This window comes from Chryseobacterium sp. YR221, assembly GCF_900176315.1.
Classification (GTDB): Bacteria; Bacteroidota; Bacteroidia; order Flavobacteriales; family Weeksellaceae; genus Chryseobacterium; species Chryseobacterium rhizosphaerae.
In genome coordinates this window covers 26,088-42,095 of the sequence record NZ_FWXM01000005.1, presented here as the reverse complement: position 1 = coordinate 42,095, position 16,008 = coordinate 26,088, and the positions used below count along the sequence as shown (strand labels likewise).

At 34.9% G+C, this 16,008-nt stretch carries 14 protein-coding genes; 10 read left to right on the top strand and 4 right to left on the bottom strand.

Features of this window, described 5'->3' with window-relative positions:
- Window positions 1–7: 7 nt before the first annotated feature.
- From B8967_RS15175 to B8967_RS15160, 4 genes are all read right to left on the bottom strand, one after another.
- Window positions 8–1,438 (bottom strand): T9SS type A sorting domain-containing protein, encoded by a 1,431-nt coding sequence (locus B8967_RS15175; protein WP_084086648.1) that lies wholly within the window; start codon window positions 1,436–1,438, stop codon window positions 8–10.
- A 73-nt stretch (window positions 1,439–1,511) separates the two neighbouring features.
- A complete protein-coding gene (locus B8967_RS15170) occupies window positions 1,512–3,071 on the bottom strand; it encodes an Rne/Rng family ribonuclease (RefSeq protein ID WP_047494638.1) in 1,560 nt (519 codons plus the stop codon).
- Between the two features lie 366 nt (window positions 3,072–3,437).
- Entirely contained in the window at window positions 3,438–3,728 is a 291-nt protein-coding gene (locus tag B8967_RS15165) for an HU family DNA-binding protein (RefSeq protein ID WP_002984212.1), read from the bottom strand.
- A 249-nt stretch (window positions 3,729–3,977) separates the two neighbouring features.
- The gene (locus tag B8967_RS15160; RefSeq protein WP_047494635.1) at window positions 3,978–4,649 is read right to left on the bottom strand and encodes a response regulator transcription factor; all 672 of its coding nucleotides are present in this window, start codon (window positions 4,647–4,649) and stop codon (window positions 3,978–3,980) included.
- Between the two features lie 179 nt (window positions 4,650–4,828).
- Here B8967_RS15160 and tssO point away from each other — a divergent pair, with 179 nt between their 5' ends.
- The 10 genes from tssO (at window position 4,829) to B8967_RS15110 (ending at window position 15,998) form a co-directional block, all read left to right on the top strand.
- Window positions 4,829–5,365 carry a type VI secretion system TssO gene (tssO, locus tag B8967_RS15155; protein WP_084086647.1) on the top strand — a complete coding sequence of 179 codons (537 nt, stop codon included), beginning with the start codon at window positions 4,829–4,831 and terminating at the stop codon, window positions 5,363–5,365.
- 12 nt (window positions 5,366–5,377) lie between these two features.
- Window positions 5,378–5,902, top strand: a complete 525-nt coding sequence (locus B8967_RS15150) for a type VI secretion system transmembrane protein TssO (protein ID WP_047494630.1) — start codon at window positions 5,378–5,380, stop codon at window positions 5,900–5,902.
- Window positions 5,903–5,953: 51 nt separating this feature from the next.
- Window positions 5,954–6,865 carry a PKD domain-containing protein gene (locus B8967_RS15145; RefSeq protein ID WP_047494628.1) on the top strand — a complete coding sequence of 304 codons (912 nt, stop codon included), beginning with the start codon at window positions 5,954–5,956 and terminating at the stop codon, window positions 6,863–6,865.
- A 48-nt stretch (window positions 6,866–6,913) separates the two neighbouring features.
- On the top strand, window positions 6,914–9,319 hold the full coding sequence (gene tssR / locus B8967_RS15140; RefSeq protein WP_047494626.1) for a type VI secretion system protein TssR domain-containing protein: 2,406 nt from the start codon (window positions 6,914–6,916) through the stop codon (window positions 9,317–9,319).
- A 517-nt stretch (window positions 9,320–9,836) separates the two neighbouring features.
- Window positions 9,837–10,244 (top strand): type VI secretion system tube protein TssD, encoded by a 408-nt coding sequence (tssD, locus tag B8967_RS15135; RefSeq protein ID WP_047494621.1) that lies wholly within the window; start codon window positions 9,837–9,839, stop codon window positions 10,242–10,244.
- Between the two features lie 175 nt (window positions 10,245–10,419).
- Window positions 10,420–12,345: a type VI secretion system Vgr family protein gene (locus B8967_RS15130; RefSeq protein WP_084086646.1), complete on the top strand. Its 1,926-nt coding sequence runs from the start codon at window positions 10,420–10,422 to the stop codon at window positions 12,343–12,345.
- Between the two features lie 2 nt (window positions 12,346–12,347).
- Window positions 12,348–13,805, top strand: a complete 1,458-nt coding sequence (locus B8967_RS15125) for a zinc metalloprotease (protein ID WP_084086645.1) — start codon at window positions 12,348–12,350, stop codon at window positions 13,803–13,805.
- A 75-nt stretch (window positions 13,806–13,880) separates the two neighbouring features.
- A complete protein-coding gene (locus B8967_RS15120) occupies window positions 13,881–14,438 on the top strand; it encodes a hypothetical protein (protein ID WP_084086644.1) in 558 nt (185 codons plus the stop codon).
- 53 nt (window positions 14,439–14,491) lie between these two features.
- A complete protein-coding gene (locus tag B8967_RS15115; protein WP_143330530.1) occupies window positions 14,492–15,112 on the top strand; it encodes a hypothetical protein in 621 nt (206 codons plus the stop codon).
- A 214-nt stretch (window positions 15,113–15,326) separates the two neighbouring features.
- Window positions 15,327–15,998 (top strand): hypothetical protein, encoded by a 672-nt coding sequence (locus B8967_RS15110; RefSeq protein WP_084086642.1) that lies wholly within the window; start codon window positions 15,327–15,329, stop codon window positions 15,996–15,998.
- Window positions 15,999–16,008 lie beyond the last annotated feature (10 nt).

Below are 16,008 nucleotides of genomic sequence, written 5' to 3'. Positions count from 1 at the left end.
GTATGTATTAGTTTTTGATCAGTTTCTTTGTGATTGTCTTTCCATTTTCAAAAACAACTTTTGCCATATAAACTCCTTTTGGTACTTCAGAAATACTGGTGTTGTTACTTTCTATATTTTTGATAAGCTTACCATTTAAAGCATATATTTCTATGGACTGTACTTTTTCTTTTGTATGATAAATCAAATTCTGCTGAACAGGATTTTCAAATGAAAATAAAGGAAGATTGGTTTCCGATACTTTGGCAGAGGTTCCTAATGTTGAATTACTTAATAAAAATTTCAAAATATGAGTTCCTCTTCCCGCAATGATCGAATTGTTATTGATAGCCATATCACCAATTCCTTCTGAAGTTGGGGTAGTTTCGGAGTAATAATTAAAAACGGGATCTACAGTTCCCGAAGGTGTCAGTTTGGAAATGAAAAAAGTCTCTCCCATTGCTCCTGTCTGCCCTGCAATGTAATAACTGTTGTTTTTTTCCATTACAGAAGATAAGCTGATGATTGCAAAAGGATAGGCGTTAGCACTGTCAAATGCAAAAGAGGTATCATAAGCCCCGTTAGCGCTAATTCTAAAAATTTCGTTATTCATATTATAGCAGATAATATTGTTATTGCTGTCTATGAGGGCATTTCCTACCATTCCCGGATAAGTGTTGAAAGCCAAAGTTCCGTTATTTTCAAAGCTTGTTAAAGGCTGTCCATCTGGGGTGTATTTTTCCAATCCTCCGTTAGGGTATAGGGTATTTGCATTCGTATGGCTGTGATCACTAATCAGGCTGATGATATTTGATTGACTGTCCAGAAATACAAAATTTCCAGTTGTTTTGATAGAACCGTTATTACCAAATGTGTTGTCAATACTTCCATTGTTGTTCAATCTGTAAATTATTTTATAAAAATTGGAAGGTCCGTCAGTGGATAATCCATATATAATGATCTTATTATTTTGCACATATAAACCATAGCCGTATCCATTGAAATCCGTAAAAACATTGGTGATTTTTGCAACCCCATTTACTCCAAACGTAGTGTCAACCTGGCCGTTGGGCAGTAGCCTTGTAATGACGGATCCGTCGGTATTGAAACCATAGATTAAAAGTTTGCCGTCTGTTTGTTGAGTTAATTGACTGTCTACAGCTGTAAAATAGTTGCTAATCACAGTTTCTCCATTATTTCCGAAAGTAGAATCAAGGGTTCCATTGGGATGAAGTTTTGATACCACGCATTCCGGACTGTTTAAAACAGTATTGTCTCTGGCGTATGTGAAGTAAATGCTTTCGTCGGTATGCTGAAGAATTTTGGTGAGATAATTGGCATTGGCGCCAGCTGTAATAGCATATTTTCCGTTTACAGCAAAGGTGTTATCATAAGAAACGATCTGAGAATACACACTCTGAATAGTCAGAATGAATACAAGAAATAAACTTTTTTTCATTGTGTAAATAAATTTGGTGTAAATGTAGTAAAAAAACCTCCAGCATAGCTGAAGGTTTGAATTTTGTTTTGATTTAATTAGAATGTCCTATCAATTCTTCTTTTTTTGAATTGTAAATTCTGTATTCTAAATATTTAAAAGAATCCCTTGGGATAATGGTTACCCATTTTTTGTACTTTATAAACCATTTCATCTGGATGCTTTTGATTCCTTTAGTAAGGTAAGCTTCTACGAATGGATGTACATGGAGGTAAAGTTTACCCTTTTCTTTTTGCATAATGGTTCTGATGGTTTCACCCATTCTTTCCACAATAACAATAGGAGCTACAATTTCTCCGTCTTTATTAGGGTTTTCCTCTTTGGTTTCGATCTGTTTTTCCGGACGGTTTCTCTGTCTGGTAATCTGGATCAGTCCAAATTTACTTGGAGGTAAGATTTTGTGGCGTGCTTTGTCACGCTTCATCTCCTCTTTAAGATGTTCGTAAAGATCTCTTCTGTGGTCGGCATTAGGCATATCGATGAAGTCGATGACAATAATACCTCCCATGTCTCGAAGACGTAGCTGTCTGGCAATCTCTGTGGCTGCCATTTTGTTCACTTTTAGGGCATGTTCCTTATTGACAGCGGCTCCGGTAGTAATGTTGTTTCCGGAATTGACATCCACAACATGGAGTGCTTCTGTGTGTTCAATAACAAGGTATGCTCCTTTTGAGCTTGGAATGTTGACATGTTTACCGAAGCTTTGTTTAAGCTGTTTTTCAACATTGTAATATTCCAGAAGTGGAATATGAGAGTCATAAAACTGGACAATATTTTTTCTTTCGGGAGCAATTACTTCAACATAATTGGTCATCTCATGCACCATCTGCTCATCATCACAGATAATACTGACGAAATCCTGATTAAAATTGTCTCTTAAAATAGCGGAAGCTTTATCTTCTTCGCTTAAAACTTTTGACGGAACTTTATTTTTCTGGATGTTTTTAAAAGTGCTTTCCCATTTTTGAATCAGTTGATTCATATCATTATGGAGGTCAGCTACTTTTTTTCCTTCGGCCACTGTTCTGATAATAACCCCAAATCCTTCAGGTTTGATACTGTCAATGAGGGTTCTCAGTCTTTCTTTTTCCTCAAAACTTCTTATTTTCTTGGAAATGGAAACTTTATTGTCGAAAGGAATCAGAACCAAAAATCTTCCGGTAAGAGAGACCTGGGTAGAAATCCTGGGGCCTTTTGTGGAAATGGGTTCTTTAGTGATCTGCAGAAGAACCAAATCGTCTTTTGCAATTACTTTGTCTACTGTTCCGTTTTTGTCTATTTCGGGTTGTATCTCGAAATTTTTTAAGCTTGAAGTGCTTTGTTTTTTAGAAATAGTATCTTTTAAAAACTTTCTGTATGTAAGATATTGTGGGCCCAGATCCTGATAATGCAGAAAAGCATCCTTGTCATATCCAATATTAACGAATGCGGCATTCAGGTTAGGTGCCAGTTTTTTCACTTTTCCTATAAACAGATCTCCAACTATAAAATCGCTTTTGTCCTCTTGCTCATGAAGTTCACATAGTCTTCCGTCTTCCAGCAGTGCAATCTTTGTAAGATCATCTTCATGCGAAACTATTAGTTCTTTCTTCATTTTGTTATTAGATAAAATTGTTAAGATTATAGGAAATTGGCTGGGTCTCTGTTAATTCATAAATATAAATATAAGGATTTAGAATGAAAACCATTATATTTTTATTAAAATAATATTTGAAACCGGCTGTCTTCCGCGGAATCTTATAGTTGTAAATAAAAATATAGTCGGTGAGTCTTAAAATTTAAAACCACCAACTATATTATTATATTGTAAATCTCGAGAAGAAGAGATTATTTTTTCTTATGTCTGTTTGCTCTTCTTCTTTTCTTTCTCTTGTGTGTTGCAACCTTGTGTCTTTTTCTTTTCTTTCCGCTTGGCATAATTTTAATTTTTTAGTAACTAGTTAATATTCAGTTAATGTTCTTATTTTACTGCGACTTTAGTTTTTACTTTCTCCACAAAAGATTTTGATGGTTTGAAAGCAGGAATGTTATGAGCAGGAATCTCAATTGCAGTGTTTTTAGAAATATTTCTTCCTGTTTTAGCAGCTCTTGTTTTAATGATGAAAGATCCAAAACCTCTTAGATAAACGTTATCCCCATTATACATAGAAGTTCTGATCTCCTGCATAAAAGCTTCTACAACTTTCTGTGTTTCATTCTTTTCTGTTCCCAACTTATTTGAGATGGTGTTTACCAATTCTGCCTTTGTCATTTCCTTATTTTAATTTTAAATTTTAGGTGTGCAAATTTAGTTAAAAAAATTGAATACTAGCAAATTAGTGGCGAAATATTTTTGTTCTGATCGTTGAGTTTTTATTGTAAACACTATATTAAGGCAGAGTTATGATCATTTAATAAATTTATAATATAGCCGTATAACAATGGTTAAAGTGAAAAAGAACCGTGTTCAACCGGTTCAATAATAACTCCTCTTTGACGTCCTGTAATTATTCAAACTTTTTTACATACTGGAATTATAATATCCGTTTTCTACACAAAAACGGATGAGATGAAGCTTGGTTTTCAATCCCAGCTTTTCTGTAAGCCTGTTGATATAAGTGTCAATAGTTCTGGTGCTTAAATTCAGTTTCTCTGCAATTTCCTTATTGCTGTATCCTTCATAGCAGAATCTCATCAGCTGTATTTCTGCCGGAGAAAGTTCTTCCTGGCTTTTTTTCTGCCTGTCCATGTATTCCTGTACGGCAAGGGGCTGCTGTTCCCATTCTTTAGAATAAGTATGATAATCAAACTCATCTGAAGCAATAGTTCCTTTAATGATATCCTTTATCGTATTGCTTTTCTTTTGACAGTAATACGTATTGGGAATCTTTGCAAGAATTTCGGCCATATCTTCCTGAAAGGTCCCGGAATAAGTAACAATAGGGGTTTCCGTATTACTTTTCCTGATATATTTTATAGCTTCAATTCCGCTTAATACCGGCATAAAGAGCTCTATGATGAACACGTCTTCCTGTCTTCTGTAGATTCTGTTTACCAGCTCATGGCCGTTATTACAGTCGTTCAGAAGCATATAGAAAGGGTTTTCCATAAGCGTTTTGATCATTATTTTTTTAAAATAAAAATCGCTGTCAGCTATAGAAAAGCGCACGGTATTAGATAATATTTTACTCATTCTTAATATCGATTTGGCAAATGATATTTGAAATTCAGAGGCCTAATTTAGGAAAAACTTATCAAAGAGAAAATTAATATTAGGTTAATCCGGGTTTTCACGAAATTTGCTGACGGAAAATACGTATTGTACATAAAATTTTTTTTTTATACTTTCACAGGCCAAACAAATCGCAAATTATGTCTTCAAATCGGGAAAAAAAATTGAACAAATCTGACGTCAGAACGGGCATTTGGAAGTTTATTCTATCTTTTGCTGTTTTGTCTGTGGTTTCTTTTGCGTGTTTATTTCTCTTCTTTAAGAGTTATGATATGCAAAGAGAGGGAATCAGTAAGGAAGCTGATGCCTATAAGGAACTGATGCAAAGAAGTGATGTACTGAAAAATCACGTTGATATTATTTACGACCAGATGTCCCAGCTTAATATAAACAAGGTGGAGAATGATGTATTTCTCAGAACCAGTATTATGGATAATGTAAGGGATGCCAAAAATATCATGAGTAAAGATAGTGCCGGAAGCCTAAAGCATTATGCTGTCTTGATGAAGCAGATTGGATCTATCATGAACTTAAAAAGTAAGATCATTGAGGTAGAATACAAAAAGAAAATAGTCTTCAGGGATCTTGAAGAATGTATGGGGAAAACGGTAAGAGCCAATAACGAGCTCAGAAAAGACCCTACAAGAAATTTCACGGGAAGTAAAAGAAGAAAATAAAAAAGAAAAACAATGCAAGGACAAATTACATTATCTAAAAAGGAAAGGCATTATCAGTTTTTTTATTTAATACTGATGCTTGTGATGTCTATGATTTTTCTGGGAATTATCTTTTTAAAAGGATTTGAATCTCCGTTTTCTGATGAAGATGTAAGAGGTATTCAGAACCTTGAGCAGAAAGCAGAATTTGAACAGCACCAAAAGATTGTGTTACCCATCATGGACAGCACTTACACAATGATCACCAAACTTACAGACGAAGCCCCACAGCCTTTTGTGGAAAATAATATTCAGGTAGGTATTAACGATTTGAACAGCTACTTTAGCAACTATGATATTTCTGATATCCGAAAAGATGCTTACCCACAAATTGCCAAGTTTTACAAAATGTATTTTGAAGATAAAAAAGTGGTTTCAACTACTACAGAAGATATCAAGAGATTTGAAAAACAGGTTGAAGACTGCAGAATTGGCTTTAAAGATAAACAGAATAGACTCTATGAGCGTGAAAGCGCACTGAAAGCACGAACTCAATAGTCTGAAATAAAATATTAGGAACTTAAACAGAACACATCACAATTATTAACTATGAATTATTTTCAAAAGAACAAAAAGAACATTATCATTGGTGTTATCGCAACATTGCTCATAGCAGCACTGGTTGCACTATGGCTGCAGAAAAAGGTGATTCATTCTGCGGATGATATTGTTGGGGTGGTTTATCCGTCCTCATTGTCTGTGGGAGATACACTTCTATTTGAAGATAAAACCCAATTTGCAAAAACCAAAAGATGGAATTTTGGAGACGGTACAACCTCTGACAAAAATAGTGGTATTCACTTCTACAACAGACCGGGGTATTATCAGGTAAGCTTAATCGTTGACAACAAGTATACGAAATCTTTCCCTGTAATGGTGGCCGCAAGAAGCCTGCAGAAGGCCAAAGATACCTCAAAAATCAAATCAACCATTGAGGCCCCTATACAGGCGATGCAAAATGAAAACGTGCAATTTCGCGCCGTTTCTGAAGCTAAAAAGTTTGCATGGAAATTTGGTGAAACAGGAAATATAGATTCGAAAGATAAGCTGGCAATTTATGCTTATAAGAAGCCGGGTGACTATCTGGTGACTTTATACAACGAAGAAACTCAGGAGCCTATCTATCACAATATCAAAATCATCCCTGCTTATAACTCTCTGGCAGAGGATGAAGTCTCTGTAGAAGATTCATACGCTAAGGTGGATAATGATTTTAAATATCACTTACAGCAGATTGCCAATGGGAACAGTTTCAATATGCACTACAACTACTTGTTGAAAACTTACCTGTGTAACAATGAAAACACAGTGGTAAAAGTAAATGACAGCAAAGTAAATAATTTCTATATGTACTGTGCAGGTCTTCAGTTTGACAAAAATACTGTGATCCAAACCGTAAAGGTGAATTTAGATGATACACAAAACTGTGTAACTAAAGTAGATATAAACCAAAGCAAATAATACCGTCCGGCACTGCCGGATGCGCCAATCATAAAAAGATAAAATAGGATGAGAAATAAATTTCCTCTAGCAGCATATTATATAGGACTTTCAGTATTGTTGACGAGTTGCCAGGTAAAGCTTCCGTCAAAGAAAACTCCCGAACCATCTCAGTATGGAAAGGTAGATAACTCTACTGTTGTCAATGGATACCCCAAGAAATCTGTTCCATGGATTGTGATTTCAGACCGGTCAAGAAATACAGCGTATTTAGATAAAAATGACGAAAAGTCATATAAAGAAGTTAAATTTTTAGAACCTTTAATGGTTTTAAAACATAGAGACGGAATGGTAAAGGTGGCCGAATACGTTCCGGATGCTTTAATGAAAAAAGTTTCATCAAAGTCTATTAAAACGTATGGCTGGATTCCTGAATCTGACCTTTTATTATGGAATAATTCTTTAAAAAGTGAAAAGACGGGATACCCTGTAAGAGTAGCCGTAGTACCTAATAACAGCGAGGTGATCAGAAGTGCTGAAAGATACTATAAGAATGACTCTATCATTGTATTTAATTCTCCAAGCCTTATTGAAACGGCCAACGTAAAGATTCCTAACGGACAGATGGTATACGTGTACAAGCAGGCTGAGAATAATAAAAGATTTTTGGTAGGTAAAAAACCTTCTCTTGATATAGACAGTATCAGTACAGGGCTTTACGGATGGGTGAGTTCTAACGTGATCTCTACATGGGGAGAACGTTCTGCTATAAAGTTGAAAAATACAACCGGAATTAATGATTCCGAACTAGGGATACACGAAGGCTATCCGGGTGGATCAGCATCAGATGCCACTAACAAAACGGCTATTTTTATTTCAGATATCAACAAAAGATCACCTTTGGAAAATATTTATCCGGTGAATCTGCCTTTGGATGAAGCCCCGACTCCGGATATCAAAACAAAATATTTCACCAATATTTTAGATTACAGTAAAAACTTTGTTTACAATGTTTTAGGGGAGCCTATTTATTTTGACCGTTACAGGGAAATTACAGAAAGGGATAAAAATATCAATATTGTTTTTGCATTGGATGTAAGCGCACCGAATGCACCCTACGCACCTATTGTAAAATCATTATTACAGGATTTACAGCTTAGATTTGAAAAACCATCTTATTTCAGTAACGTTAAGTATGGAGTGGTTTTATATAAAAATAACCCTTGTGGAAACAATACTTCAGTTTCAAACTTAAGTGCAGACTACAGTAAAATCACTACATTCATTACTGAAAAAACGAATGAAATGAACTGTAACAGCAACAGTGGCTATCAACCGGTAGGAGAAGCGCTTACGGCTGCAGGAAACCTTCTTTCGAACGTTCCGGATGAAACGAATATTGTAGTGACTGTAGGAACTTCTGCTAACCAAAGCGGAAATATGTACAGTGTAATCAGTTCCCTTACCCAGGCTCAGGCAAGACTGATTATGTTCCAGACGAGCGCAAGATCATCAGATACTTATAACGACTTTGTATTGATGGCCGAAAATATTGTAACCAATACTGCGAAAAATATTGCAGAGCTTAAAAAACAAAAGATCATCAATCAATATGATGTTCTGACTAAGAATAATTTCAGCCTTGTAGAAGGGGATGAAGGATTTTTCTCATTGGCCTATCCTAAGCAGAGTATGTCTCAGGGGTATGTTATTTTCCCTAAAAAAGGAGATGTTGCAACTCCGGGATACCTGAAAAAATCTGTGGATAGCCTGATTTCTCAGGTAACTGCCGATAATTTGGCCATTGATCAATCGCTTAACGAATATTTCCATTCTTCCGTAGGAGCAGGGAAAACAGATGTTGACCTGAAATATAAATATCTGTATCCGGGACTTACCAATCCTGTTTCTGCAGGAATTGCAGCCCAGCTGATCAACTATGGAAGTCCGTTCCTGGTAAAAGGATATATCCCGAAAGATTTAAAAGAGTTTACACCGGTCATCGAAAAAGGAATCCTTATTTCTGAAGCGGAATATGACAATCTGAAAGCTTTCTATACCGAAGTCTATAGAAATACAGAAGCTGATAAACCAGGGTTTAACCAGGCAAAAGCCATTAAAGAATATGTAAAACTTCTGAAGAAATATAACCCAACGATAAAATTCCTTGACAAAGGAGCTCTTTATGAGCAGCCTATGTCTTATGCAATTGGAATGAGTACCGGTTTTGATCTTACAGAAGAAGAACTGATGGCTAAATATAAGCTTAAAGGTTGGAGGAAATCTAAAATTGTTCCTAATGAAACGGTGAAGAATTATTTCCATCACTATAAAGATCTTGCAGACAGAATGCTTGCCAACAGGAATAATCCTGCGGTGAAGATTCAGCAGAACGGACAGACATTCTATTGGCTTAATGAGTACTTTACACCTACCAGAATTCCAACAGAACAGCCGGAATACACTAAACATTAATTGTTTATATTTTATACTATTAAAAGCAGGAGTTATACTTCTGCTTTTTTTGTTTGGGGGAGGAAGAGAGCCGAGATATGGTATATACTTAAGTTTGAATAGGAATTTTTGCTTGAACGTTTATAGCAAATGGCAGCACCTATTAGAATGTATGGACACATCGAACTAAGATTTAAATATTGATTCATAATTCTTAATCAAACATAAAAAACAAATTGAGAGGTTCATTTTAGAGCTTCAAAATTTAAATTTTATGTCTTGAAAAGACTTTTATTTCTCTTTTAAGTGGAAAATTGCTTTTTTACTGAAAAAATGTAAATTACTTAAATCCTTTTACTGGAGGGAGTTATCTGTGTGTTGATAAATCTAATGTCGTAGAATTACTACACAAAATCGTAGAACTACTACAATTTCTCAGATTTACATTCAAAAGTTTTTTTTAGAAAAAAAGACCCTCTATATTTGCTAAACAATCACCGAATCACAAAATATTATTAACGATTAAAATTTACAAATCATGGCAGAAAGAAATTCGAGAGGAATCTTAAAATTCAATGGAGGAGAAGGACAAAAGCTATTAAAAATGAAATATAGTGTATCCAGATCTACCGATGTATCTGGACGTGTAGCATCAGATCCTTCTAACGCATTAATTAAGGTTACAGTAGAAGCTACTGAAAAGTCTGATATTCTTGAAAGTTTATTGAATGGTAAGTACAAACCTACAGTAGGAGAGATTACATTCAACAAATCTCACGAAGAAGGAACATTGATTACTTTAAACTGGCAAAACGGATATGTTATCCAACACCAGGTAGAATTTGATGCTATTGACAGCAACAGTATGTTGATCAGTTTCGTAGTAAGTGCTGAAACAATCGACTACGGTACTTCTCAGTATGCTGGACTTTGGCCAAGCAGTTAAAATTGACACATTATCACACATTCATACGAAAAAAGACTGTCCTTATCAAAGACGGTCTTTTTTTTCTAAGATAAAGCGTTAACGAGGATTTATTTTTATCACTTCCATAGGATATATTGAATGACTATTTCGTTAAATATTATTATCTTTAAACAAACACAAACACAAAATACATATGAGAACTGACTTAAACGGATCTTCCTTCCGTCCGTCACAAAATGCGGATGCCATATCCGAAAACCATCATGCAGGGATCAATCGGTTAGTAAAGTTATCCTTGGTTGTGGAAGGTAAAATGATAAAATACTATAAACATTTCACTCTTAAACAAAGGGCAGATCATCATCATGAATTTACTCTTATCCTTGCCCATGATGCATTGGAAGAACAGCAGAATCATACCCTTGAAGAAGCTAATAAATTTTTGGGAAAACGCCTCACAGCAGTTATTTCCTATAAAGATATAGATAAAAGCCCCGAAAGAAATTTTGTGGGAATTATTACCAAAGTAGGTTTCAGCCAGGATAAAATGAGCCTCGGAAATATTGTATTGTCCGGGTATAGTCCCACTATATTATTGGATGGAGCTCCCCATATCCAAAGTTTTGGTGGAGGCCAGTCCGTTAATATGGGAATCATTGCGGCAGATGTCTTCAAACAAGGGATTGATAAAGAGCGTTTTGATATAAGAATTGATACCAACGATTACTCCCAGATTATCTACAGCAGCCAATATGATGAAACCCATTACAACTACCTGGCAAGAATGGCAGAAGCTTACGGCGAACAGTTTTACTATGACGGAGAAGTTTTGCACTTTGGAAAACTTCCACCACAGAATAAACCGATCAAACTGATTTACGGAAGCAATGCCGATAACATTAAGGTAGAATTGAAAGCGGTACATACCAAGCCGCAATACTATGGCTACAACAGCAGTAAAAATGAAAAACTGACTTCCGGTGATACGCCCGTTGCCCATGTGGGAGATCTTGCCAAAACAGCATACAGTCACAACGAAAAAATTTATAAAACTCCTGCTCTTCAGGTAGCTCCTATAAAGGCATCTACCCATTTGGATGTAGAAAATTCCCAAAAAAGCACCTCCGGAAGTGAAGCCGTAAGTGTATTTTCAGTCTCAGGATCTACAACAGTACCTTTTCTGCACCCCGGCTGCGTGGTAGATATCCATATGAGAAGACCGGATAGCAATGAAACCTCATATTTTACCAAAGTGATGGTAACAGAAGCAGTACATGAAATTGATACCATTGGACATTACACTGGCAGTTTTGAATCTATAGCTGCCGATACAGGCTTCCTGCCGAAACCGGAGTTTACAGTGCCTGCCGCACAACCTCAGATTGCCACAGTCATTTCCAATGCCGACCCTGAAGGTCAGGGAAGGGTTCAGGTAAGATTCGACTGGCAGATGAATGACACGACTCATTTTATAAGAATGATGAGTCCTGATGCGGGAGGAACTGATCAGATTACTCAAAACCGGGGATATGTAGCCATTCCTGAAGTAGGAGACCAGGTAATGGTTAATTTTGTTCACAGCCACCCCGATAGACCATTCGTTATGGGGGGAATGTTCCATGGAGGAATAGGCCTTGGAGGCGGAACAGATAACCGTGTAAAATCGATCCAAACCAGAAGCGGCCACAGACTAGTCTTTACAGAAGATGAAAGCATCATTATCACGGATAAGAGCGGAAATGAGATTCATCTGGATACTACAGGAAGTAATATCAATATTACCGCACCGGAAACCATGACCCTGAATTGTAAGAACATGAATATCAATGTGATTGAAAGCATGAATACAACGGTAGGGATGAATAAATCAGACAGTATTGGCCTGAATAATACAGAAAGTGTGGGAGCAATGAAGCTGACTTCCGTAATGGGTGATGCAAGTACATTTATTACGGGAAAACTGACTGAAATTATTGAAGGAGATGTGCACAGTGAAACAAAGAAAGGACGGAATGAGATTTCTGAAAAAGAAATGAACATAAGTTCTAATGCTTCAATTAATAAACATGCACAGAAGGAAGTACAAAATAATAGTGGGGAGAAATCAAAAGCACATTAATCATGAGCCGAACAAGAATTGTAAGAGGTACTTATAATAAAATCTCTCATGAAGACCACAATATGTATTCTCAGGAGAATATTATTTCGCGTGCCTTTAAATGGTTTACAGAAAAAGGTGATAAAAAAGGGGTGAGTCATGGTACACCAAATGATCCTCCTCCTCCAGAAATAAAAGCAAAATGTGTTGTACATTTTCGTAGTAAAAATGGATGGAAAGGTGAAGAATATGGCTTTGACTGGATGAGATTAGGTGAAACATCCAATTTTGGTGATGTTAATTATGAAGATATTGTAGCGAAGCAATATACAGATGCCACTTATGCCACATTAGAAAGAGATATTAATGAATATGATGGAAGTTTTAAAAAGGCTCCTACTTTATATTCTAAGCTAAAGCAGGTATATGGTGTATACAGTATTCCGTGGAAGAAAAAAGCGGATGGTACGCTTGAAAATTATTACTGCTCCTGGCTATCCCTTTATCCTTCACAAATTAAAGATACTAAAACAAACCAGCTTACCGCTTCCAATTTTAAAAATACCAAAGCTATTTTAAGCCTGAATATTGAAGTTGATGAGGAACCGGATACTTTAAGATTTAAAGAAAATAAATTTTTTAAAATTTCTCCCATGGAGATTACACCTAAAACAAAAGGTAAACATGATCTTAAAGATTTTGTAACTATAGAATGTCTGGAAGAATTTTCAGATGATCAGATTATAGAAGTGGTTGCCGTTAAGAAAGACAGTGCTGGTATTGAAGTTTCTGAAGTAGCGGGAAGATTAAACGTTTGGGCTAATCATGCTGCTAAAAGGAAAAAATCAAAAATACTTATTATTAATTTAGAAACCGATATAAATGGTAAAAAGGCAGGGAATTCTACTGGTCAAAAGGAATTATTTGAAAGTTACTTGAGACAAGCACTTATAGAAGCAGATGTAGAAACCGAAACTGTAGATGTGTCTGGTGATGCTCATTTTCAGATTGGAGGTAGATATGTGATTGGAGGGAAAATAGCAGCTTATTATGAGCCTGCTGGCAATGCTCCTTCCGGATTTGTTGCACTACAAAACTATGCTTACAATAAAGTGAAAGAAAACTTAAAAAGTAATAATATTCCTGAAACAAAATATAACAAATACTATGTCGCTATTTATTTAGGTGAAAATGGAGGTTTTGTTGATGCATCAGGAAATGTTAAGGGGCTTAATGGATATAGTTCCGGCAAGTTTGTTGTATTATTTCCTTCAAAAAATGATCAAACGGCTGCTCATGAGTTTCTGCATAGTTTTGCATTACCTCATAGTTTTACCAATTCAGAGGCTGATGCAAAAGCACAATTTACTTATGAATATGCCAAAACAGAAAATATTATGGACTATTCCCATCACATTCCGGAAACACGTTACAGCCTTTGGAAGTGGCAGTGGATTATAGCCAATGATAATACAAAATAGAATTTTATGAAAAAAATAATGTTTTTTTTAAGTTTACTAATAATCCTTTCTTGCAAATCACAAAATACAAAAAATATGTTGCCTTTAATTGATAATAATTTTGAAAAATTTGATAATATCAGATATAATGAACTCCATCAGAACAAATCAAGTTCTGTTTATGAAAAACTAAATGATGGGACAATTATAGAAAGGATTAAAATAAAGTCAGGATCTGCCTATTATGAATCACCTCCAAAATCATATTTTATGATTTTTAAAGATTTTTATCCCTCTGATAATATAAGAAAAAAAGGGCTGAAGTTTAATGTGTGGGGAGGTTTTCAAAAAGGTACTTGGTATGAATTTGATGAAAAAGGAAATTTAATAAAGGAAATAGATTATGATAAACCTTATCAATTTACTTTTGAAGATATCTTAAGATTCTGTGAAAAAGAGGGGATTCCGGTAACGAAAGGCCCGGTATTGCAAAGCACAGGTTTTCATACCATCATTACCCGAAGAATGGAAAATGAAAAACCTATTTGGGAGATAGAATGGCTTAAAAAGCCAAGTTTAGTTGAAAATATTATTTTAGATGGTATTTCCGGCAAAGAAATTTCGAGAAAAGAATCGAAGTTTATTAACAATTAATGTTTGTTTTTACAGGAACAGGAATAACCGATAATAATATAAAACAGAGTTTTATGAAAAAAATAATGTTTTTTCTAAGCTTAGTAATGATCTTTTCTTGTAAATCACAAAATAAAAAAAGTATGTTGCCTTTAATAGATAATCATAGTGAAACTTTCAATGCAAATAAGTTTCCTGATATAGATAAATTAGAAAATGTAAATAAAAAAACAGATTCTGGTTTTATTGAAATAATGAAAAATAAAAACAATATTAGCTATAAATTCACACCTAATAATTCGTTATTCAAGATTGTAAAAGTATATTATTTAAATAATATCATACAGACTAAAGGTATAACTCTTAATTTGCCCTGGAGTACTTTTCTTAAGGGTACTTGGTATGAATTTGATGAAAAGGGAAATTTAATCAAGGAAGTAGATTATGACAAACCTTACAAATTTTCATTTGAAGATATCTTAAAATTCTGTGAGAAAGAAGGAATTCCTTTAACCAAAGGTCCTGTATTACAAAGTACAGGTTTTCATACCATCATTACCCGAAGAATAGAAAATGAAAAACCTATTTGGGAGATAGAATGGCTTAAAAAGCCAAGTTTAGTTGAAAATATTATTTTAGATGGTATTTCCGGTAAAGAAATTTCGAGAAAAGAATCGAAGTTTATTAACAATTAATCTTATCTCAACAAAGAATTTTTAATTAAGATAAACGTAGGAGAAGAATCCATATCGACGATTCCAGTGATGAAAAGGAAAATCTCCATACCATTTGATATGAAGAGCGGAATCAAAGGGTTACATAGCCAATATTTATTCTATAGCTCTTTGTTTATTTTACGCTATATTGCCAAAAACAAAACCATAAAAACCAATTAAACAAAATCTGTCAATGAGTACCATTACTACCCATTTAAAATACTTTTCAAAACTATCTGCCGCATTTATTTTCAGTGTCCTGCAGATTTACGCAATAGGAGTTTTTTCCACCATTATTACCCTTATACTGGGAATTTATATTTTAGCAGATAGTTTAGGTTCGTCATTAGGACATAGTGGTGCACTTGCATTTTTAGTGGCTACTGTTACGGCAAAACCGGTTTCTGCAGGTATTTTCTATCTGCTGATCATCATAGCCCCTTTCTTTACTGTTATGTTTGCCACAAAATATGCGATGTCTGTTGTGATCAGTAAACTATTACAGGATCATTCCAAGACCATTGTAGTTCCTTTTATTGAAAAGATGATTGGGATATGTAAGGCAAAGCAGCCTACTGTTATCCGGACCGGTTCAGATTTTGCCATTGCAAAAGTCAAACTGTTAAATGAATTTAAAAACAGCTCAGAAAATAAAATAGTAAAACGTGTTGTAAGCTATGCTTTGGATAAAATAAAATTCGACGAACTGAACCTATCAGCGGATAATGCAGATTTTTCCGAGATCATTAAAGTGGCACTTATTGAAAAACTTCAGGAATTGGCAGAGCCTTCTGCTATGTTGTTCTATATCTTTATCGGTCTGCAGTGGGTAAGTTTAATTTTACTTTATTTTCTAAAAATATAGAATATTGTAA